Source organism: Vibrio jasicida CAIM 1864 = LMG 25398, assembly GCF_000400365.1.
Taxonomy (GTDB): Bacteria; Pseudomonadota; Gammaproteobacteria; order Enterobacterales; family Vibrionaceae; genus Vibrio; species Vibrio jasicida.
Genome location: NZ_BAOG01000090.1, coordinates 89,650 through 111,664, shown reverse-complemented (window position 1 = coordinate 111,664; position 22,015 = coordinate 89,650). Strand labels below are relative to the sequence as shown.

Sequence of the window (22,015 nt, the reverse complement as noted above, 5' to 3'; positions counted from 1 at the left end):
CTCATCGATACTGAAATTGTGGACTAAGCCAAAGTAGAGAAAGCTTCATCTCTGCCGATGGGGCTTTGTTCATCACCAACCTTGTGTGTTCGTCTAACGCATTGCCGTAAAGCTGTTGGCTAATTTGCTCAACAAAAGCTTGTGGTTTCACACCTTGGGACTTGGCACTTTTCACCGCCAGTCGAGCGATTCGATTCGCTAACTGCCACCGCTGAGTTAGCGCCGATGGACTGTTGTAATCCGCGTCTTTGTCTGGCCAACCAGCAGGAGAACCCGCCATAAAAGGAGGCTGCCCTAAGCTTCTTTGCGCACCGAGTAATTTATTCCCCGACTTGCTCATTTGCATGTCATTAGATTCAGGAAAACGGACATCAGCACTGCGCAAAACCGCAAATAACCACTCCTGAGAAGTACGAAAGCGCACCACCTCTGCCGATTGGCTCAAAGCGTTTTGAATCAACACTCGATAAACCGGAAGCAAATCCCCTTTGCCTTTCAAATAAGCTTGGCTGAGCGGTTCAACCAAGGCTTCACCGGAGGTTCCTAGGAAATGCTGCACCAACTTTCGTGCAATATGTTTTGCGGTATCAGGATGAAGCGCAAGATCTCTCAAACACGCTCGTCCTTGTTCAATACCTTGTTGAGAATAGCGCTTGCCAAGCAAAGTTATCGAGCCTGGCTCATGGTTTCTTGCATTAAACTGAAAACCAACTTTTGGTGCTTTGAATCCAACACTCCAGCCAGTAATGGCTTTTGCCAGCTCAATTACGTCTTGTTGTGTATATTGGCTATCGACACCAAGCGTATGCAGCTCCATGATTTCTCGCGCGAGGTTTTCATTGAGCCCTTTACCCTGTTTCAGTCCTTGTTTGGAGTTCGGTCCTACCGACAAGTTGTTATCCAGAAACATCAGCATGGTTGGGTGCTGACTCACCGCTAAGAGCATCTCAACAAAGTTGCCATTCCAGTGTTCTCGAATCACTTCATTTTCAACGCTAGCCACAATCGGACGCACCTTTCGTGTGTCTGCCGATATGGCAAAATGGTTGCTCCAAAATTGAATCAAGCGTTCCTGAAATCCACACGGAGTGTGCAAAGTCTGTTGGTTGCGAGCCTCGACTTGTCGCAAATATTGCTCACGAAAGAACGCACCGATTTGCTTTTGCACTTCACGCTTTTTGGTTGGGGATTGTTTGAGCTCTCGTTTGGTGTCATTGAGCTTTCTCAGTTCCAACAGCACTTCGTTTGTACTCGGCAAATTGGTTACTGCCTCATGCCAATAAGTCTTACTGCTTAGTTGCTTTTCTAAACTTGGCGAGCTGTGTTGATAAAGGGGCCCAAAGCCGAACCGCTGCTCAGAGATAATGTCTTGAGTTGGGTAATACTGCATAGCCGATTCCGTGTGATGCTTTGTGTCAGTCTAGCAAGCATCACATGGTGTCGAGTTCAATTTTTGGTTATTTCTCAGTCAGTAAAGCTGGTTATCACGCAGAGGCACTTCTAATTCATTAGTACCATCTTTGGATGACTGCCCAACCATTTCGTCATAGGCACTTTGTTGGCGAAGCACCTGCTTTTTCGCTTTCAAGTGACGACATTGCTTTTGCAACTCCAGTATCGAATGCGCTCTTAAAAATTTGCCTTTATCGTCGGTAACAAAGTGTTCCTCTCCATCGACTAAGACGGATACTTGATACAGAGCGAGATCGAGAGAGTGGATAACAAGCTTGTCGATATAGAAGAATTTTTCCAATTTACTGAGTGGCATAGACATAAAGCACCTCCTTGCTCCGTGCCTCTACGTCAACATCAATAAAATCGATCACTGAGTGAGAAATATGCCCCGCAAATACGTAGAAATCGAAAAAACAAGCGAGGGGCACAATGCAAACAATCAACTTAGTGTGGCTAAAACGCGATTTACGCCTAACCGATCATACGCCTTTACAACACGCTTTATCTTCAGAACATCCAACTGTGCTGCTTTACATTGTCGAACCCGTGTTACTGGATGACCCACATTACTCTGCTCGTCACTGGCGTTTTATATGGCAATCGCTCCAAGACATGGACGAAACACTCTCGGCTCTTGGTCATCGAGTATCCGTAATGTCGGGTAGCGTAATAGATTGCCTCAGCGCGATTCAAAACCAGTTCAACATCAATGCTATTTTCTCCCATCAAGAAATCGGACTGCATTGTACGTTTGAACGAGATAAACAAGTATCAGCATGGCTTCAAGCACAAGGGATTCCGTGGCGCGAATTTGAACATGGCGCAGTCATTCGAGGAGCAAAAGACCGACTCGGCTGGGATAAGCATTGGGATACGGTTATGCGAGCTGAGATTAAAGCTATCGACCTTGAAAGTGCTTCTCTTGTTACCCTCGATGTTGACGCACTTGGTTTTTCGTTTACGCCCCCACCTTCTTGGTTAGAAAAAATAAAAGGCATGCAAACGGGCGGAGGTTCGCTCGCTTGGCAAACCATGGAAGACTTTTTTCAACGCCGAGGACGCGATTATTATCGAAGTATTTCTAGCCCGACAGCATCTCGAACCGCATGCACTCGCCTCTCTCCCTATCTCGCATGGGGCAATATATCGCTTCGAGAAGTGTACCAATACCTGTTGCAACATTGGCAAGTGACTGGGTTTCGTCGCAGCTTAATAGCTCTGTCTTCGAGGTTGCATTGGCATTTTCACTTTATGCAGAAGTTTGAATCCGAATGCGAAATGGAGTTTCGTTGTGTCAATAGAGCTTATGAACCTTTATTACAGCAAGCAAGCGTAAGAGATGAGGCACTCTTGGACGCTTGGAAGTCAGGCACAACCGGGATACCGCTCATCGATGCGTGTATGCGTTGTCTTCATCACACCGGATACATCAACTTTCGCATGCGTGCGATGTTAGTGAGCTTTTTAACGCATCATATGAACATGGATTGGCGCGATGGCGTGACCCACTTAGCTCAGTTGTTCCTCGACTTTGAACCGGGAATCCATTACCCACAATTTCAGATGCAAGCAAGTGTGACTGGCACCAATACGATTCGCATCTACAATCCGACAAAACAAGCACAAGAGCACGATGCTGACGGTGAGTTCATTCATAAATGGATTCCAGAACTTGCAATGGTTCCCACGCCCTTGTTGTTTGAACCATGGAAAATGACCGCAATGGAAACCGTCATGTACCAACTGGATCCCGATTCCCGATATCTCGCGCCCGTCGTAAATGTAGAGGCAAGCGCAAAAGCAGCAAGAGAGCGATTGTGGGCATGGCGCAAACGCACAGAAGTGAAAGTAGAGGGCGCGAGAATTTTGGCACAACACGTTCGGCCTTCGAACAAAAAGAAAGCCAGTTGATCGTCTAGAAAGAAGCGCGCGTACAAACAGGGACTTTTATCAGGGAGAGAGCGGTCCCCAAACAACTAAAGGAATGCACAATGTTGAAACGTATTTTGGTTACGACCACGGTTTTGTTTGCCACCTTTTCATTTTTACTGCCAGCAAAAGCCCACGAACACGGAATGATGAAAGAAGACATCGTTGATGTGGCTGTTGCAAATGGCTCTTTCAACACCTTGGTGGCAGCAGTCAAAGCCGCAGGCTTAGTGGATACACTGAAAGGTGAAGGCCCATTCACGGTGTTTGCACCGACTGACGAAGCATTTGCTAAGCTTCCAGATGGTACGGTTGATATGTTGCTGATGCCAGATAATAAAGACAAGCTGGTCGCGATTCTTACCTACCATGTGGTTCCGGGCAAAGTAATGGCCGCAGACGTAGTGAAAATGGACAAAGCGACGACAGTCCAAGGACAAGACGTGATGATCAAAACCATGGGCGATAAAGTGATGATCAACAACGCTACCGTGATTGCTACCGACGTTAAAGCAAAGAACGGCGTGATTCACGTAATTGATGAAGTCATCATGCCGAAATAAAATCAACAAGGAGGGCGGGCTCACCCGCCCCTTTCAAGGATATGGAAAACATCAAACTCTCGAAGCACGACATTCAAGCGATGGAGCAACGCCAACGCACCCGATTAATTAACTCTCTAGCGGGATACAAAAGCGCTAACCTCATCGGCACAAGGGACAGGCAGGGGCAAGAGAACCTTGCTGTGGTGAGCTCGGTGGTTCATTTGGGCTCGCATCCACCTCTCTTTGGCTTTATCGTTCGTCCACGCAAAAGTCGCCGTCACACGCTAGAAAACATCCTCGATACCAAGCATTTCACCATCAACGCTATCGGCGTCGACTTTGTGCAAAAAGCCCATCAAACCTCCGCGCGCTACCCAAAGCATATCTCAGAGTTTGAAGCCGTAGGCCTGACACCTTATTACGATGATGCGTTTCCTGCGCCTTTTGTCCTTGAAAGTAACCTCAAGATGGGCCTAGCTTTGAGAGAGCACATCAAGATTGAGAGCAATCAAACAGAGATGCTGATCGGTGAAGTGTTAATGGTGCACGCACCGGAAAGAGCGATCATGCCAGACGGTTATCTCGATTTGGAACTGCTCGACTTGGTGACCATTTCGGGGCTCGACAGCTACCACGTGACTCAGCGTCTACATCGGTTAAGTTATGCCAAACCTGACTCTCGTCTGTTCCCCTTAACAAGAGAGGGAGAACCGTCCTCTTGGGGAGCGCTTGAAGTCGATTTGGACTAACTCCTCATACTCAAGAATTAAATACAAAAATGGCAGTTTTCTCTGTCTAAGCCGTGTTCACCTGCTCGGTTGGTAAGGTGAGCGCGTCCTGCTTCCAACCCCATTTCATAGCCTTCGAGCAAGACAGATTGACGCATAGACAATCGCTGAACGTTGAATTCATCTGGCGGAGCAACCACGCGAACACGCGTTCCTTTGGGAGGATTGCGAATAAACTCAAGCGACTCATTGTAGTTCTCTGAGCGATGAAGCATCGCCTCTGCCATTTGAGGATGTTCAGCGAACAACTTCTTCATTAACCAAGGCGTCTTCACTGGCTTTTTCTCATAAGCCAAAGGATGTGAAAGAACAACCGTGATATCACGAGCACCACGACGGTAAGCTTCTCGTACAGGAATGGAATCAGCCACACCACCATCGGTATAACAACCGCCGGAGAAACACGGAGTATGTTTGTAAGCAATAGGCAGAGCGGTTGTTGCTTCCATCGCATTGTGGAAGTTATGACGATTCACTCGGTAGTAATCCGCTTTACCTGTATTGATGTTCGTCGTTGCCGCTAAGAAAGGAATGCCTTCAAACAATTTCGCTTCATCGACTGGGTACAAACGATTTGACTCTTCAAACAACCATTTCACGTCGATCAAATCCCCACCTTTCAAAAAGCGGGTAGGATCGAAAAAGCGTTTGCTGGTTGCTAATTTAGTGATGACGTTGATGCTACGGTGCGGGTAATCAGTTAGATAACCGATCAAGTTTGAAGCCCCGGCTGATACGCCAATCGCAAAATCAAATGGTTTGTAGTCTTGCTCTAAGAATGCATCTAATACGCCGCTAGCAAAGACGCCACGCATTGCGCCACCTTCGACTACGATTGCTTTTGTTGCCATGTTTCCCCCCAATAAAGACGTTAAAAAGATTACTGAAATTCGTGCTACAGCAACAATCGGTTATTCTTATTATTGAGATAGGCGAAGTCTATGTGTTTCTTGCATTTTAAGTGGAAACTTAGGATCAAAAAATCCACATCAACCAAAGCGTTGATGTGGATTTTTAGTCGTTCAATCAGAGATTACGCAAAGACGGTTTTATACGCTTCGGCAGCACCTTCAATAAACATCTGTGTGCCAATCACCGCAAGGATCAATCCCATCATTTTGGTGATCACATTCAGTGCGCTTGGACCAACAGCTTTCACTAACTTGTCACCAAACAAAAACAGGACATAAGTCATCACGCAAAGGACTGCGAATGAAGCAATGGTAATGATGGTTTCGGTGATTCCACCCGTTGTTGCAAAGTTCATCGCCGTCGCAAGTGTTCCTGGCCCCGCCAATATCGGCATTGCTAATGGTGAAACGGCAATGCTCAACGCGGCTTGTTCTTGCTCCGGTGAATAAGCCTTCTCCTTGGTCTTCTTGTGTGTCGATTCCCCTTGCAACATGTGGAAGCCAATGAGGAATACTAAGATACCGCCAGTAATGCGCAGTGCGTAAAGGGTAATACCAAATAGGTCGAAGATGACTTTGCCAGCAATAGCGAACACTGCAACGATAACAAAGGCGATAAATACAGAACGAAACGCAATTGAGCGCACGGTTTGCTTGTCTTCATCCGCGGTCAAGCTTAAGAAGATAGGTATATTGGCGATTGGGTTCATGATGGCAAAAAAGCCCATGAATACAGTGACAGTATGAAGTATCAGTTCTTTCATGTTTTCTACATTTGGTAAGTTATTGATTATTAAAAATCATTATATACCCAACTTTACAAATAACGTCACTTTATGTTCACTGCACTTTCTAAGCGCCTCACCTTTTGCTCGTCGCCACAGTTTGAAGCGCATCCTGGTTTACGCTCAATATAAATAGCGTTATGGTGAAGATTCAGCCAATACTAAGAACAAACTAAGGAAGTTGATTGATCATGAACAGTACGATTGAAACCATTCTCGGTCATCGCTCTATTCGTAAGTTCACCTCTGAGCCTATTGCAAGTGAACAACTACAAACGATTCTCCAATCCGGATTAGCCGCCTCTTCTTCTAGCATGCTGCAAGTGGTCTCTATCATTCGAGTAACAGACGCAGAAAAGCGCAAACTGCTAGCACAATACGCTGGCAATCAGGCTTACGTTGAAAGTGCTGCAGAATTTTTGGTGTTTTGCATTGATTACCAGCGTCACACAACCATCAATCCTGACGTTCAAGCTGACTTTACTGAACTGACCCTAATTGGTGCTGTGGATTCCGGCATCATGGCGCAAAACTGTTTGTTAGCTGCGGAGTCTATGGGGTTAGGTGGCGTATACATTGGTGGCTTAAGAAATAGTGCTGCGCAAGTCGATGAGCTACTCGGTTTACCTAACAACGCCGCTATCCTGTTTGGTATGTGTTTGGGCCACCCTGCTCAAAACCCAGAAGTAAAACCACGCTTGCCCGTTAACGTTATTGTCCACGAAAACCAATACCAAACGCTGAACGTAGACGATGTACAAGCTTACGATCAAACCATGCAAGATTACTACGCGAGCCGCACAAGCAATCAAAAGCAGAGCGCATGGTCACAAGAAACAGCCGGAAAGCTGTCTGGAGAGTCTCGCCCGCACATCTTGCCTTATCTAAATAGTAAGGGATTGGCTAAGCGATAATGAAAAAGTTCGTTTAATTAACCGATAGATCAAAAAAGGCCTCGGATGAGGTCTATTTCACAAGAAACCATTCATGCAATTTCCACACATGGCATCAGCATCAAAGTCTGACCATCTTCGGTTTTATTTTTGTCAAAGCCATAACAAATCCATATTGACTGAGAAGAAAAAATAAGATCTAAATCACAATACACAACAAAATAAATAAATTTTATCTTTAGATATACCGCATTTATAACTAATTGAATTTTACGAAAAATACGCAATTTGTGAGCCAATACCAAAAATTAGAGCCAATTAATAAAGCTCTTCATCAAATAATCCCCACTCAGACCCCATAAATATAAAAAATAGCTATATATCACTAGCATTTTATCAATTTATCGTCTATTGCCCCGACAAACGAAATTCTTTAGAGTGCGCTCGCCGGATGCAACCCGTTTCCTATTGAGCATTCTATAAATTACAATTAATTATCGTGCCATATAACGTGTTGTTGTTTTCTGGAAATATAATGTTGCTGTTAGCAACTAACTCTATACGTCAGATGAATAAAAGCATGAACTCCAATTATAAAAAGCTAGGCAGTTTACTCCTTTCCTCTGTACTTCTTACCGGATGTACAGTACCGGGCAGTCACTTATCCACGAGTGGTAAGCGTATCGTTGAGGACGGCAGCACCAACACAGCTGCAGATTTCAATATATTTCAACTGACTCTTGATAAAGTCTCGCAGTTAAAAAACTCGGATGTCGAAACCAAAGCGAACCCAACGCTTGACCATCAACTCGCGGCTTACGAGTATGAAGTCGGTCCTGGCGATATTCTGAATATCACTATTTGGGATCACCCTGAGCTTACTATTCCTGCTGGTTCTTATCGCAGCTCTGCAGAAGCAGGTAACTGGGTACATGCAGACGGCACCATCTTTTACCCATACATAGGTATTGTAAAAGTCGCGGGTAAAAACGTCCGACAAATTCGAAAAGACATCTCCAAAAAATTGGCGAAATACATCGAAAGCCCTCAAGTAGATGTCAGTGTTGCCGCATTCCGTTCCAAGAAATCTTATATAACCGGTGAAGTTAATAAGCCAGGGCAACAAGCGATCACCAACATCCCTTTGACTCTGCTAGATGCCGTGAATCGTTCTGGTGGCTTAGGTCAAGACGCAGACTGGCGTAACGTCACACTCACACGACAAGGCAAAGTCGAGAACATTTCTCTCTATGCATTAATGCAAGAAGGAGACCTTACTGAAAACCGATTACTTCAACCTGGCGACATCGTGCATGTACCAAGAAATGACACTCAAAAAGTGTTCGTCATGGGGGAAGTTAACGATCCCAAGCTATTGAAAATGGATCGCGCAGGTATGAGCTTGACCGAAGCTCTAAGCAATGTTGGTGGTATCAATCAACTTTCTGCAGATGCGACTGGTGTGTTCGTTATTAGAAAAGCACAAGACAATCAAGCATTAGGCGATATTTACCAACTCGATATATCTGACGCAGCCGCGTTAGTAATTGGTACTGAATTTGACCTAAAGCCTTATGACATCGTGTATGTCACTGCGGCACCAGTCAGTCGTTGGAATCGTGTTATAGCACAACTAGTACCAACGATTTCAGGCTTCAATGAGCTTACAGAAGGTGTGCTTCGTGTAAGAAATTGGCCGTAGCTCAAGCATTATTGACAGGGCTTGTCTAGAACAGGCAAGCCCTGTCGGAAAGTTATTGATAAGGAATAAATCATGTTTTCAAACATTCTTGTTGTGTGTGTAGGTAACATTTGTCGCTCTCCGACAGGAGAACGAGTGCTTCAACAGCTTCTTCCGAATAAAACCATTTCTTCAGCAGGTATTGCCGTTGAGAAAAGCCGCCTAACTGGGAAACCAGCGGATGAGACCGCAACGCTGATTGCCTCAGAAAAAGGGTTTTCACTCGAGAATCACCAAGCGCAACAACTGACTGCGCAGCTGTGTGCGAAGCAAGATCTAATCTTAGTGATGGAGCAAGGTCATATTGATGCGCTGACTAAGATCGTTCCAGAAGCCAGAGGCAAAACTATGTTATTTGGACATTGGATGAACGCAGCCAGCATTCCTGATCCGTTCAGACAAAGCAGAGAGGCCTTTGATCATGCGTTTTCTCTAATTGAACAATCCGCCCATGCTTGGGTAAAAAAACTATAACTTCAGATTACTTGGCGAAATAAAAAAACAATGGCTAACCAAACTATAAGTTCATCTGCACCAACTGATGATGAAATCGATTTAGGCAAACTGTTTGGCATATTAATCGATGCTAAATGGTTCATCATTGGTATTACGCTTCTCTTTGCAACATTAGGCATTGCTGTTGCATTGCTATCTACACCAATCTACAAAGCTGATGCGTTGATTCAGATCGAACAAAAAAGCTCTGGCGGCATATCTGCGATGGTTGGCGACATGGGGGATCTTTTCGCTGCCGAATCCTCAGCAACTACAGAGATTGAAATCATTAAATCTCGCATGATCCTTGGCGATACCGTCGATAAGTTTAATTTAACGACCATAACCACCCCAAACTACCTAGCGTTCATTGGTAAAGGTCTGGCTCGCATCAATGGCACTCAAGATTACATTTCTGTCTCTACTTTCGAGATTCCGCGTACCGCACGAACTTTAAAACATGAGTTACTGGTGACAGATGCAGAAAAGGGGACCTTTGATCTTATGATTGAAGATCAAGTCGTACTATCTGGTATCGTTGGTCAGACGATTGAAATGAATGGCTACCACATCAAAGTTCGTGAGTTGGTTGCACAAAACGAAGACAGTTTTTCAATCAGTAAAATTAGCAAGCTTGACGCGATCAACAGGCTCGCTTCACAACTATCAATTTCTGAGCGAGGCGCTAAGACTGGTATTGTCTCGTTGAGTATTGAAGGGGAATACCCTGAGCGTAACCAACAAATCTTGAACGATGTTGTTCAAAACTATTTCCTGCAGAATGTGAGAAGAAACTCAGCAGAAGCCGAACAAAGTTTAAACTTCCTCAAAGATCACTTACCTGAAATCAAAGATAAGCTGAATGGCTCAGAAGATGTACTGAATCGCTTTAGACAAGAAAACGAATCGATCGACTTAAACCTTGAAGCACAATCAACACTCAAAGTGATGGTCGCACTTGAAGCGCAACTGAACGAGCTGACATTCAAAGAAAGTGAAATCAGCCAGAAGTTCACTCAGGATCACCCAGCATACAAATCGCTACTGGATAAGCGCCAGACGTTACTGCAAGAAAAAGCTCGTTTGAACCGACAAGTTCAAAAACTACCAAAAACGCAGCGTGAAGTCCTACGTATGACACGTGATGTCGAAGTGAACCAACAGATCTACATCCAGCTTCTAAACAAAGTTCAAGAGCTGAACATTATTAAAGCGGGTACCGTTGGTAACGTACGTATTATTGATAGTGCACAGTCTTACGCTATTCCAGTGAAGCCTAAAAAACCTCTTATTGTTGTTTTAGCAACACTATTAGGCGGAATGGTGGCCGTTGCTTTTGTCCTTGTGAGAACAGCTTTCCACCGTGGTGTAACCTCTCCAGATGAGATAGAACAAACAGGTATCTCTGTTTATGCCAGCGTTCCTAAGTCCGTACAACAACTGGAAGTCGCTAACAAGCTTAAGCGCAAGGGTAACAAGGACCTACTGTTACTAGCAGAAGAAAACCCAGCAGATCTTTCGATTGAAGCATTACGTGGACTTCGTACTAGCCTTCATTTTGCGATGATGGAAGCGAAAAACAACGTACTGATGATCTCGGGTCCTGCGCCTTCAATTGGTAAAACATTCGTATCGACAAACTTTGCAGCAGTAGCAGCTAAGACAGGTCAAAAAGTTCTGCTGGTCGATGCGGACATGCGTAAAGGTTACTTGCAGCAATGTTTTGGTCTGACGGCTGATAACGGTCTTTCTGATTTCTTAAGCGGCAAGATTGGTCAAGAGACTGTGATCAAACAGACTAAAGTTGAGAACTTGGACGTTATTACTCGTGGTCAAGTACCACCAAACCCTTCTGAGCTTTTGATGCACCCACGATTTGTTGAGTTTGTAGAAAAAGCGTCGCAAGAGTATGACCTAGTTATCATCGATACACCGCCAGTATTAGCAGTGACTGACCCAAGTATCGTTGGTGCGATTGCAGGCACCACTCTGATGGTTGCACGATTTGACCAAACGACATCAAAAGAACTTGAAGTCGCTCGTAGTCGATTTGAACAATCTGGCGTAGAAGTTAAAGGTGTAATCCTTAACGCCATTGAGAAAAAAGCCGCAAGCTCATACGGTTATGGGTATTACAATTACACCTACAAGAGCGAGTGATCCAACCAAGTAAGAACCTGCCCTGCTGCTATTGCGGGGCTTTTTTCAATGGTTATCACAATCTGAGCAATCAAAGCTGTCCTCTTTATAAATATCTCCATCTTTTCAGTGACATAAATATCAGCTCTACTTATTCTCACAACTCTTATGTAAACAGTTGTAGTGCAAGTATTATGTCAGTTGCTTTAGATACCCAATCTCTGGTCGTGGAATACGACCCTCAATCTCTCGAATCTTTACGCCAAGCCCTAAGACACTATCGAGAAGCCCTCCTGCAAGAAAATGCCTTTGATAACTATCATTGTCATGTTCGCTTCCAAGTAAATAGCGGGAGTGACGATCAAATTGGTTCATTGGTTGAAAATAAAATTGCTCAAAAAGTGTTTGCTTACGTTGGCTACTCGTACATAAGTGATATTCAACCAACTCAGTTATTAAACAGCACCTATTTAACCAGTGAAGGCGCGTTTTTTCTTCGAGCATGTCAACATCAAGCACTAGAGTCTGAATTAGAGGAAACGGCTAAATTGATTTGCCACCTCGCTAGACAATTTAATGACTCTAGTGAGATGTGGGTATCTGAAGAGCAAGTATTTGGGTTGTTACCACTTTTGATTGTAGGGCTCACCTTCCCTCGCTTGGCTTTTTATCTTGGCGGTTACACCATCCCATATTGGGACAGTGAACACGCTCCCCACGGTGAGTTTGCATTGGGAGTTCTGACAAACCATTTGGGTTATACCCACGATACACTGAAAGCATTTTGCTACTGTGATAACAGTGCTGCTCGAGGATACATGTTTGATGATTCTAAACATGAGAGTGCAAGCGACCTAACGACTCGTAGCCAGGTCACTGGATTACTTAAGATCTTCCGTGAAAAGCCACACGAGTTCGAGGTATTTCGATCTTTAATGAAGCAACGCTTTGCTGAACAAGGCTACCTACAATATACAGATGACTCTCGCTACTATGTTGAACGCCCAGTAGACCGATTCATCTATTCCATCATGTCGCCCATTCATGGCATTGATATCGATGATCATGAAGTAGATTACCACGCGGTGATGATGAGCAACTTTATTGACTCATCAGCAGAACAAGCAGCGATGGCACTTACCAGTGAGATCGAAGCATATCTGGGTCGTCCAATTGTTCCACCCAAAGTCATCGAAAATGAAGACGACTACTACCGTGATCACTACTACTATCGAGGCACTGGTATTGCGCAATGGAAGTCATTCATTACCGAAGGTTTTAATGAAGGGAAAACAATTTGGCATTACATCGAGAGTGGGGAAGATGCACAAGTCCTAGATGTGATTGAACCGTGTAACATTCAAATCGCTGCGAGAAAAGGTAACTTCGATATCTCCGAGAAATTCGAATATTACCTCGGCCGCTATGACTCTTATCACGAAGAGATGATGACCATTGCCGGTGACATCCTACACGATTGGCACAATGAAGACTTGGATGACGCAGCGATAGCGGAAAACAATCAAAAGATCTTACGCTTGTTTGACGTATTACATTGTTGGAACAACAAAGCGTCTTTTCATGCCGATGTGGCTCATGGGCTTGTCCACGACTTTGAGCTCATAAGTGATGAGGATTTCACCCAACGCTATAACGGTGATTGGAAGGCGCAGTTTCTAAACTATGTCAAAGAATGTGGTGCATACCGAGACAATATTCGCCAGAAAGAGACCCAGCTTGCCCATGAGTTATTGAACAAACATCGTGAAGAGGCAACTGATCTTCTCGAACAATTGGCTGACGCGTTTGATGACGAGTTTAGCTTAGCCAGTCAACTGGCCTTCTGTGCTGGCATGCTTTACCACGATAAAAAGCACGGTATCAACGACAGGGCGACAGAAGCATTTGAGGACAAACTTGCCTCAAGCCTAAAGTCAGAGCTTCTTCTCACCTTGAGTGAAAACAGTCGATTCCATTGTATTGAGACTGCCGAGAAACGTTGGCGATACGTTCCTCTCACAGAGGAAGAGGAGTCCCAAGCAAAACAAGATTGGAAGATCGTCGATGCATTTCTAAGCAATGAAAGCGATGATTTCGATGTCACGCTAAAATCTTTTAAAGGAAATATCGAACAGCTCAGTGACAGCAGACAAATCAACAAAAATCAGCCTTACTATGAGTTTCTGCGTGACTTTGACGACAAAGCCCAAAAGCTATTAGTCGCCGCTCATGTTTGGGGCTCACTACAAAATACTCCTGAGCAAATCTATTGCCATCGCTTACTTTTACTCTGGTTGACATCAGCTCCGGCGAAAGTCACTCGCATGCTGTCTTATTTTTATTGCGATCGTTATGGAGAGTTAAGCGATCAATCACACTCATTTGTCGATGACTTAGAATACCATTCAGAGATCGATAAACTGACTGGGCGCTTGGAATTACTATTGTCTCAAATCGATCGTAGGGACGATGATGAAATCAGTTTGATGGACATGTATTTCGATCAGTTCGAAGCGCAGCAACAAACAGAACAAAGCAAACAATGCGTTCGATCAGCACTAAAACAACTCCGTCCGGATGCTGAGCTGCGCTTCTTCGAGCTGCTGGAGCAACGAAGACCAAATATCAAAACCAGTTACTATGATGAAGCGCTCTTAGACTCTCTTCGCTACACCGTAAGTGAACAAATGGGACGTCGTAACCCTAATGGTTACACCATCACCACAGAGCAATCCGAGACAGTAGAGTGGATCACTGCTCAGATCGCCCAAACGACATCGCTAAACTCAGAGCAGTTACAAAAATTACTGGATACACTAAAAACTAACTTCATCAGTGATTTTGATACCAGTTACGGTATTCCTGGTATTGATGAACTGTATTGGAAAGCCTCACCACATATACAAGATAATCTGTTGAACCTACTTGCAATCAAACCAAGTCTTGGGTTGAAGCAGCTTGAGAATGAACGAGAGCTTTCTCTACCTGAATTATTTCAACAACTGTATGAACGTGATGCGCAACTGATCGTCTTACTCAAGTATGCAATTAAGCAGCATTGGGTCAATGCGATGCCTTGGTTTGCCAAACAAACCGATCTAAAGCGCTATACAGATCAGTTGGAGATAAGCCAACTACTTAAGCTGATTGAGTTGGTCGCTAACCTCCCAGAGTTCACAACACTCATCAGTGAATATGCGCAGCACCCATCGTTGAAAGTCCAACAGCTTGTTGCCGATATACAAGCTGGAAAATATCGTCATGCTGCGCTTTCTCCTTTTGAGTTGCTCGATTGGGGCATTTACCATATTCCAGAAGATGATGACCCAAGCGAATTAATAAAACAAACCACCCTAGTTCGTGCGGAAGATCAACGTTGTTTTGGACTTCGTATCGGCTATTTCCCAGAAGATGATGACGACAAGGACGGTTATGAACCTGAAGTCGCCCTAACAGTTCGCATCGATCACCCATACAGAGCTTCAATTGGAGGTTACTCACATGAATATGAGTCTTCGATTCAGCTGAATCACTCCAACTGTTTGACTTGGAACCTAGGCGAAAAAAGTTCTAACTCTACCGGCGTCTATCGATATCGAATTTATCATCCAAATGGCGACTTGCTTGCGGACAAAGTGTTCCATGTCGTCGATGATAGCCCTAGGCAAATGGCGCTACTGGAAGAAGCTCAACAAAAAGCACCATTTGAAAGCTCTCATATTGGTTCGATCAGCCTTAATCAGGGGCTCCTCGATTTTGTGGATGCGAAAACGAAGCCGTACGGAATGATCTTTGGTTGTAAGTTGCCAGAAAAGCCGATGCCCGTTCACTGTCATACAAAAGACAACCAATTGGAAATCGCTGAAATCCACGTCACTCCTGCCGAGCCGACACAGTGGTTCTATGCTTCAAATCCAACCTACGCTTTTATGGAACAGCGCGTGAAAAGCCGAGTGCTTTTCGTTGGCAGTACAAACACCATAACCGAGACTCAATCAAAAAAATCGCTATGGAAAAATGCGGTCAAACAGAGCTCCCCCGTAGCACTCATTCAACCAGATGAAACAAAAGCCAACAATGTTGCTGCAATTTATCTCGATAAGTGTGGAGCGAAGGTGTTTTATGGTTTTGATGAGAAAGACAACTTATGTCGTATCGCGGTAACGAACGTTAAATATGGTTTGGCTCGGCGCGTCTTCATCCGTGTCATGAACCGTATTGCGAAAAAGATAATGAAAGATGGTGGCGAGTTTATGCCTCATTAAAAAAGCAAGCCCCGCGCGCATCGCGGGGCTTTCTTGATATGGTTTGTTCTACGATTGTTTCTTCCATTGAATAAAAGTGAGCGCACTCAGTAATAAGAAGAAAGCAGGGTCACTCCAACCAAAGCCAACAAACACACCTGTAATGCCTGCGTAAGTGGTGATCACCACGCCTAATAGATTCGTGACCAACAGCGCTTTGAACAGTTGCTTGGCTGTGTTACTAGGTTCCACATCACGTAGCATCAAACTGACCGCAGCAATCCCACCTAAAAAGATCGACGTGTGCTGCGATAAAAACAGCGCGTACTGGTCGTTAATTTGTACGCCATACATCGGCCACATCATGGTCGGAACAAAAAACAGCGCAAACGCAAATACCGTATATATGACACCATGAACGGTTAGAAAAGTGCGGTTAGTCATAATGTTACTCTCCGATTGGGCCTTGGTTGATGATGCTCAGCGGCGTATTGATATCAAATATCTGGCCTCTTACTTCTTCTACACCCATCTGTTTCAAACGAGCAGTGTGCATTTCGAGATAAGCTTGCGCCGTGGCTTCATCTTCAAAAAGATAGATACCACCACCGAGTTTGTCTTTTTCGCTTTCCGTCCAGATTTTCCAAATCATGCCCGGCTCTTGGTTAATTGATTTCGCTAAATCGATCAGAGCATTCGACATCTCTTCACCAAATGGGCCATGAAATTCAAAATCAACTTGCAGTAATTTCGCCATCTTGAGTCTCCTCTTATTATTGACTCGCTTTCGATGAAAAGATTATTGCCTTTATAAAACTGACAAAAAAGTTCATAATTTTGCCATTAACTGTGGAAAAAACTGACCGATGAGACTCAAAACAACCTTAGAGCAGTGGCAAACACTACAAGCAATTGAACAGGCGGGAAGCATTCAGTCAGCCGCAGTAACGCTCAATAAAAGCCATACCACGCTTATCTATTCGGTGAAAAAACTCGAAGACCAGCTTGGTATCAAGCTAATAGAAGTAAAAGGTCGTAAGGCGGGGTTAACCGAACACGGCAAGACGATGCTACGTCGTGCGCAGTCAATGCTTGAGCAGGCTCGTGAACTTGAAATGATCAGTGAACAACTAAATAGCGGTGTAGAGTCGCAAATTACGGTAGCTATCGATCACCTGTGCGATCCAAGTTGGCTCTATACTCCACTTAGCGAATTTCTCACACAAAACAACACAACTTCAGTTCAAGTAGTAGAAACCTCTCTGAGTAAAACCACAGACATGGTAGTGAATGAATTAGCAGACATCGCGATCATCAACCTTCCCATTACTAACTACCCAGCAGAAGCGTTCGGTACGATCACGATGGTACCAGTGATTTCGGCACATCATCCGCTTGCGCGAAAACCACAAGTGTCACTGGCAGACTTTGCGACCACCAGCCAGATTGTAGTGCGTGATCTAGGAGACTCTGATAAAGCGAAGCAAAATGTGGGTTGGCTGAGAGCGCGCCAGCGAATTACTGTCGATAATTTTGACCACGCTTTCAGAGCCGTAGAACAAAGTGTCGGGTTTTGTCGGTTACCTCAACATCTGGTCGAATATCGTCAGAACAACAAAATCAAAGTATTAGAATTAGAACACTCCAATCAGTATCAAGTGGCTTTGCACCTTACATTACCTAAAGGTGCGAAAAGTGGCCCCGCTGCCCTTGCGCTATACCAAGCTTTGCTAAAAAGCGCCGAATACCGAGCTTAACCCTCTTGACTCCAATCTTTTATTTTGTGACACCATTCTCTCGCAACGTATTGCATGACAAAGCTTGAGCACCTAATATCAGGGTGCTCAAGCCTAAAGCGCCCAACACTCGCGGAAAGAACTCAGTTCATGGCAATTCAACTTCCCTGCTCTCATTAGCAGGAACAATTTGTTTTTACCTTCTTTATAGCTTCTGTTAAGGCGAGTGTGGAAGAATAAGAAAGGTGAAAAATGCAATCTCACAACAGCTTCTCAATTAATCTAAACCAGCAAAAATCCGTGGCAAAAAAACGCTTGAAAGCGATCCGCCAAAATAATGAAGATACCTTAAAGCTGGTTAAGCAGTTTCATACTCAGCCAGAAAAGCTCACGCCAGAATCAGTCAAACTTTCGGATGTGCAACACGCCTTAGCAAGAGAGCTTGGTTTACCTAGTTGGAGCAAGTTAAAAGCGCACGTGGAAAAGCTCGAATTCCATAAACGTGCCATTGATAATCAAGAAAAGCCACTCGATGCCGAGTTGACAACGCTGCATGTACGCTGCGGTCATGACATTCAGCAGCAACTAAAGACATGCGGTTTCGAAGGTGACTTCTTGCCCATGATTGATCCGTTGTGTATTGGTCCAATTCCCGATGATGACAACACGTTTCTTGCCCTAAGAGCACAATACGTTGTGGACCGATTGCTGCCTGTTATGGGGAGAAAAGACTCGGTGCAAGAGGTAGCGCAGTTTGAGCAAGACAATATCCATACCCTGCTCGACGTGCAGTATGAACGTATCGTTTTTTGGGTTGAACATGATGCCTACGATCAATTCATGCTACTTCGAGGGCTCTCTCTGCTAGAGGAAACCGAAGGCAAAATCATTGAGATCATCGAATTCAATCAGTTTCCGGGAACCGAGCGCTTTATTGGGTTTGGGCAACTGCCCGCAGAAGCCATTCGCTCTTGCTGGCAACACCGAAAACCTGTCTCTGCAAGACTATTAAGTCAAACCGCCCGGTGTTGGCACGCGTTAACATCCCCCACGCCGGATTCACTTTTGAATTTAATCAAACATCACGAGTTAGATTGCTTGCCAAACATCAAAACTGTATTAAAACGGCACCTTCAAGAATTGCCTCATTCAAGTTCAGGGTTGAGCCTCACGCAAAGATTGGCATTGGAAACATTAGCTAAGCACAGCGTCCCAATTACGGTCAAAGATTGGTTTCAGCAGTACCTCACCAAGGAACCACTACCAACCTTGGGTGATGTGATGTTTTACGCTTTGCTATTACCACTCTCCCAATACGAAGAACCGCTGTTTACGATAAGTGAACTCGAGAAAAACTGGTGGGAACATCAAGTTAGTTTAAGTAAACAAGGTCAAGCATGCTTGAATGGTAAATGCCGAGCCACACAAAGTTACTGGGTTGGAGGCATCCGCAATCAAAGGCAAGACTTCTGGACATGGGATCACGAGCAACTGCCTACATTGCGTCGCTTAACCACAAATTAGAGATAAGAGTTAACAACAATAACCATTGAAAAACAGCGTCAGGATTGATTCAACGGTTTCCTTGCGCTGTTCTTCATTTGGTACAGCTTGATTCGCCACCAGTTGTGGCCACAAAAAGTTGCCCTTGAGCAAACACATCAGCATGTTACTCATCATTGCAGGATCAAGAGGTTTGAATTTTCCGTCTGCTATCGCCTCAGCAAACCAAGCTTGGAGAAGTTCATCTTGACGTTGAAGTTGATGAAGGTAGTTTTCGGCTAAATCCGGTGTACGCATAAACTCACTGATCACCATTTTAGCCAAAGGCAAACCAAAGTCTTCGTACATAGAATCCAGCTTAGAATACAAATAGTCACGAAGCTGAGATTCTATATCCACATCTTGCCTGTATGTGAGTTGCAAACGCGCTCTTTGTGTTTCAAGCACCGATTGGATCGACTCAATAAACAACACATCCTTACTTTCAAAATGGCGATATAAGGTTCGCTTTGATGTTGCTGCTCGCTCACACACTCTGTCCATATTCGCACTGCTATAACCGTGTTCAATGAACTCTTGTTGAGCTGCTTCAATCAGCGCTAAGCGTTTCTTTTCTGAAAGTTTCATGGTCCTAGATTCACCAACCTCATGTAAGTGGATGCAGAGTATAGCGCACAACAATCAAAAGTATACTTTGAAGTTTACTTTCTTAATTTTAGGAGTAAGATGCGCTCGCCGACGTTAAGATTCCACGAAAATACCAAACAATAATCACTCTTAACTCACGCTGTGGCGCTTCGTCCTTCTGATGAAGCTGTGATTTTTCCGTGACGCAAACTCCAGAGTCGATGCCCTTATTACAAGACCCCTGGTGTTGTTGTGATCGTCACGTTTAATGAAGTTACTTATGAAATTACGCTCCTTGCTTGTTGCCGCTTCCTGTCTATTCACTGGCGTGGCGAATGCTGACTCGATCTCACTGCCAATCTGGAAAGATAAAGCAGAAGCACTTGGCTATGACTTACCAAAACCCTTTGGCTTAAACCTAAGCTATATGAGTATGGAACAAGGCATCAATGTCGATTCTATTGCTCTAAGCGGACTGCATGGCTTAGAGAAAATGCTCAACATGGAAGCTGGCGCAGGAAAACAAGCCAGCGATGTGGTGACGTTGCGCGGTGATGTTTGGCTGCTTCCATTCCTAAATGTGTATGGGTTGGTGGGTACACTGGATGGCTATTCAGAGACCAACGTAAAAGTCAGTGTCCTTGGCCAAAAAATTGGTGAATTTCCATTCCGCCTAGACCTCGAAGGGTACACCTACGGTGGTGGTTTTGTTCTTGCTGGCGGATACGACCAACTATTTGCCCTTGTTGACGCAAGCTACACCCAAACAAATCTCAATGTGATCGACGGTGCAATTGACGCGATCGTCGTCTCTCCTCGTGTTGGCTTCGACTTCCACAAAAATGGAGTACCAGTTCGACTTTGGGTTGGTGCGATGTACCAAAACGTAGAACAAGAACTTTCAGGTACGTTGAAACAAGCCGGTATCAACCTCTCTGGTCGCTTCGACGTTAAACAGCATTTGGAGTCCGAATGGAACACCATCGCAGGCATGCAATACCAAATCAATGACGATTGGTACCTTTTAGGTGAAGCCGGCTTTGGTGATCGTGAAAGCATCTTCTTCTCTATAGATCGTCGTTTCTAAGGTAAAGAGAAGATGAAAGCTTCTTATTCCCTTGCAATTGCAGCACTGTTTTGCACACCACATGTTTTTGCTATGCAGCAAGATGAGAGCAGCTTGATGGATGACATCCTAACTAAGCTGGGTTCGAGCGAAACTGTGGATGAATCGAAGTTAATCGATTGGGGTGTATTACCGGGTCCATTCGTCAACCCAGAGCAAGGCTTCGGAATCGGCGTAGCCGCCGTTGGGTTGTACACACCATACGACTGGCAACAAGGCGACCCTTATTCAACCGTCACTGTCACTTCTTACGGTTCAACCTCAGGTTCTTATGGCTTGGGCTTGAACAATCGCACTTATCTAAACAGTGACAAAGTCCGCTTACTTGGTGAAGCGTGGATCAGCCATACTCCCGGATACTATTGGGGTATCGGCAGCCAAGTAGCTGAGAATGATCGCAACAAAGTTCAGTACGAAGGACAACGCTTGCAACTGAGTCCCAAAATTGCAGTAGAAGTCGCACCCAATACCTACGCGAAATTGGGCTGGCAATGGCAATCATTCAATAAAGTTGATGGCGTGGATGGTGACATCCTACCTTCCGAAGTCACAGACGCCACCAGCAGTGGCGTATTAGTCGGAATGGAATACGATACTCGCGATTTCGAACCTAATCCCATGAAAGGGCAATTTCTCGATATCGAATGGGTTGCGAACAGAGATTCACTGGGCAGTGATGAAGACTACGACAATCTTATTGCTAACTACCGCCTTTACCAACAATGGTCTGACACGACGATTGTTGCGATGGAGGTATATTCACAATCTATTTTCGGTGACGCGCCTTGGTTCGATTACGCCCAACTGGGTGATGATCAACGCATGCGCGGGTACTACCAAGGGCAGTATCGCGACAAACATCAGCTTTCGACACAAGTAGAAATTCGCCACACCATTTCTGGTCGTCACGGTGTGGTTGGTTGGTTGGGTGCAGGTAACATTGCGCCAACCTACCACGATTTGTTTGCCAGCAGCTGGCTACCAACCGTCGGCGTTGGCTATCGATTCGCCTTTAAAGCACGCATTAATGTCCGTGTCGACCTTGGTATAGGTAAAGACAGCACCGGTTTTTATTTCCAAATCAATGAAGCATTCTAG

Annotated in this window: 19 protein-coding genes; 12 read left to right on the top strand and 7 right to left on the bottom strand. The window is 44.7% G+C overall.

Going from position 1 to position 22,015, the window contains the following annotated elements; all coding sequences use genetic code 11:
* Position 1: 1 nt before the first annotated feature.
* Together VJL_RS21465 and VJL_RS21460 are read right to left on the bottom strand one after the other, a co-directional pair.
* The gene (locus tag VJL_RS21465; protein ID WP_038881358.1) at positions 2–1,390 is read right to left on the bottom strand and encodes a DUF1800 domain-containing protein; all 1,389 of its coding nucleotides are present in this window, start codon (positions 1,388–1,390) and stop codon (positions 2–4) included.
* A 78-nt stretch (positions 1,391–1,468) separates the two neighbouring features.
* A complete protein-coding gene (locus VJL_RS21460; protein ID WP_020195380.1) occupies positions 1,469–1,774 on the bottom strand; it encodes a DUF6482 family protein in 306 nt (101 codons plus the stop codon).
* A 110-nt stretch (positions 1,775–1,884) separates the two neighbouring features.
* Here VJL_RS21460 and VJL_RS21455 point away from each other — a divergent pair, with 110 nt between their 5' ends.
* From VJL_RS21455 to VJL_RS21445, 3 genes are all read left to right on the top strand, one after another.
* Positions 1,885–3,366, top strand: a complete 1,482-nt coding sequence (locus VJL_RS21455) for an FAD-binding domain-containing protein (RefSeq protein ID WP_038881356.1) — start codon at positions 1,885–1,887, stop codon at positions 3,364–3,366.
* Between the two features lie 80 nt (positions 3,367–3,446).
* Positions 3,447–3,947: a fasciclin domain-containing protein gene (locus VJL_RS21450; protein ID WP_009706482.1), complete on the top strand. Its 501-nt coding sequence runs from the start codon at positions 3,447–3,449 to the stop codon at positions 3,945–3,947.
* Between the two features lie 41 nt (positions 3,948–3,988).
* A complete protein-coding gene (locus tag VJL_RS21445) occupies positions 3,989–4,678 on the top strand; it encodes a flavin reductase family protein (protein WP_038881353.1) in 690 nt (229 codons plus the stop codon).
* Between the two features lie 17 nt (positions 4,679–4,695).
* Here VJL_RS21445 and VJL_RS21440 read toward each other — a convergent pair whose 3' ends face one another.
* Together VJL_RS21440 and VJL_RS21435 are read right to left on the bottom strand one after the other, a co-directional pair.
* Positions 4,696–5,568, bottom strand: coding sequence for a patatin-like phospholipase family protein (locus VJL_RS21440; protein WP_005437919.1), 873 nt, complete (start codon positions 5,566–5,568; stop codon positions 4,696–4,698).
* A gap of 182 nt (positions 5,569–5,750) precedes the next feature.
* The gene (locus VJL_RS21435; protein ID WP_005437917.1) at positions 5,751–6,392 is read right to left on the bottom strand and encodes a MarC family protein; all 642 of its coding nucleotides are present in this window, start codon (positions 6,390–6,392) and stop codon (positions 5,751–5,753) included.
* A gap of 212 nt (positions 6,393–6,604) precedes the next feature.
* Between VJL_RS21435 and nfsA the strand changes: the two genes are divergently transcribed.
* The 5 genes from nfsA to VJL_RS21410 all read left to right on the top strand — a co-directional run bounded on the left by nfsA (position 6,605) and on the right by VJL_RS21410 (position 15,946).
* Entirely contained in the window at positions 6,605–7,327 is a 723-nt protein-coding gene (gene nfsA / locus VJL_RS21430) for an oxygen-insensitive NADPH nitroreductase (RefSeq protein ID WP_038881351.1), read from the top strand.
* 559 nt (positions 7,328–7,886) lie between these two features.
* Entirely contained in the window at positions 7,887–9,008 is a 1,122-nt protein-coding gene (locus tag VJL_RS21425) for a polysaccharide export protein (protein ID WP_038881369.1), read from the top strand.
* Between the two features lie 72 nt (positions 9,009–9,080).
* Positions 9,081–9,521, top strand: a complete 441-nt coding sequence (locus VJL_RS21420) for an arsenate reductase/protein-tyrosine-phosphatase family protein (RefSeq protein WP_038881349.1) — start codon at positions 9,081–9,083, stop codon at positions 9,519–9,521.
* 30 nt (positions 9,522–9,551) lie between these two features.
* A complete protein-coding gene (locus tag VJL_RS21415; protein ID WP_038881347.1) occupies positions 9,552–11,702 on the top strand; it encodes a polysaccharide biosynthesis tyrosine autokinase in 2,151 nt (716 codons plus the stop codon).
* Between the two features lie 173 nt (positions 11,703–11,875).
* On the top strand, positions 11,876–15,946 hold the full coding sequence (locus tag VJL_RS21410; RefSeq protein ID WP_038881346.1) for a hypothetical protein: 4,071 nt from the start codon (positions 11,876–11,878) through the stop codon (positions 15,944–15,946).
* A 48-nt stretch (positions 15,947–15,994) separates the two neighbouring features.
* Here VJL_RS21410 and VJL_RS21405 read toward each other — a convergent pair whose 3' ends face one another.
* Together VJL_RS21405 and VJL_RS21400 are read right to left on the bottom strand one after the other, a co-directional pair.
* A complete protein-coding gene (locus tag VJL_RS21405; protein ID WP_010450666.1) occupies positions 15,995–16,369 on the bottom strand; it encodes a hypothetical protein in 375 nt (124 codons plus the stop codon).
* A 4-nt stretch (positions 16,370–16,373) separates the two neighbouring features.
* A complete protein-coding gene (locus tag VJL_RS21400) occupies positions 16,374–16,682 on the bottom strand; it encodes a monooxygenase (RefSeq protein WP_038881345.1) in 309 nt (102 codons plus the stop codon).
* Between the two features lie 109 nt (positions 16,683–16,791).
* Between VJL_RS21400 and VJL_RS21395 the strand changes: the two genes are divergently transcribed.
* Entirely contained in the window at positions 16,792–17,682 is an 891-nt protein-coding gene (locus VJL_RS21395) for a LysR family transcriptional regulator (RefSeq protein ID WP_038881343.1), read from the top strand.
* Between the two features lie 231 nt (positions 17,683–17,913).
* Complete coding sequence (locus tag VJL_RS21390; protein WP_038881341.1) at positions 17,914–19,185, top strand: DUF1835 domain-containing protein; 1,272 nt, start codon at positions 17,914–17,916, stop codon at positions 19,183–19,185.
* Between the two features lie 9 nt (positions 19,186–19,194).
* On the opposite strand, the gene VJL_RS21385 is transcribed toward VJL_RS21390, so the two are convergent.
* Positions 19,195–19,791 (bottom strand): TetR/AcrR family transcriptional regulator, encoded by a 597-nt coding sequence (locus VJL_RS21385; protein ID WP_038881339.1) that lies wholly within the window; start codon positions 19,789–19,791, stop codon positions 19,195–19,197.
* 280 nt (positions 19,792–20,071) lie between these two features.
* Between VJL_RS21385 and VJL_RS21380 the strand changes: the two genes are divergently transcribed.
* Together VJL_RS21380 and VJL_RS21375 are read left to right on the top strand one after the other, a co-directional pair.
* The gene (locus VJL_RS21380) at positions 20,072–20,878 is read left to right on the top strand and encodes a hypothetical protein (protein WP_038868995.1); all 807 of its coding nucleotides are present in this window, start codon (positions 20,072–20,074) and stop codon (positions 20,876–20,878) included.
* Positions 20,879–20,890: 12 nt separating this feature from the next.
* On the top strand, positions 20,891–22,015 hold the full coding sequence (locus VJL_RS21375) for a BamA/TamA family outer membrane protein (protein ID WP_038881337.1): 1,125 nt from the start codon (positions 20,891–20,893) through the stop codon (positions 22,013–22,015).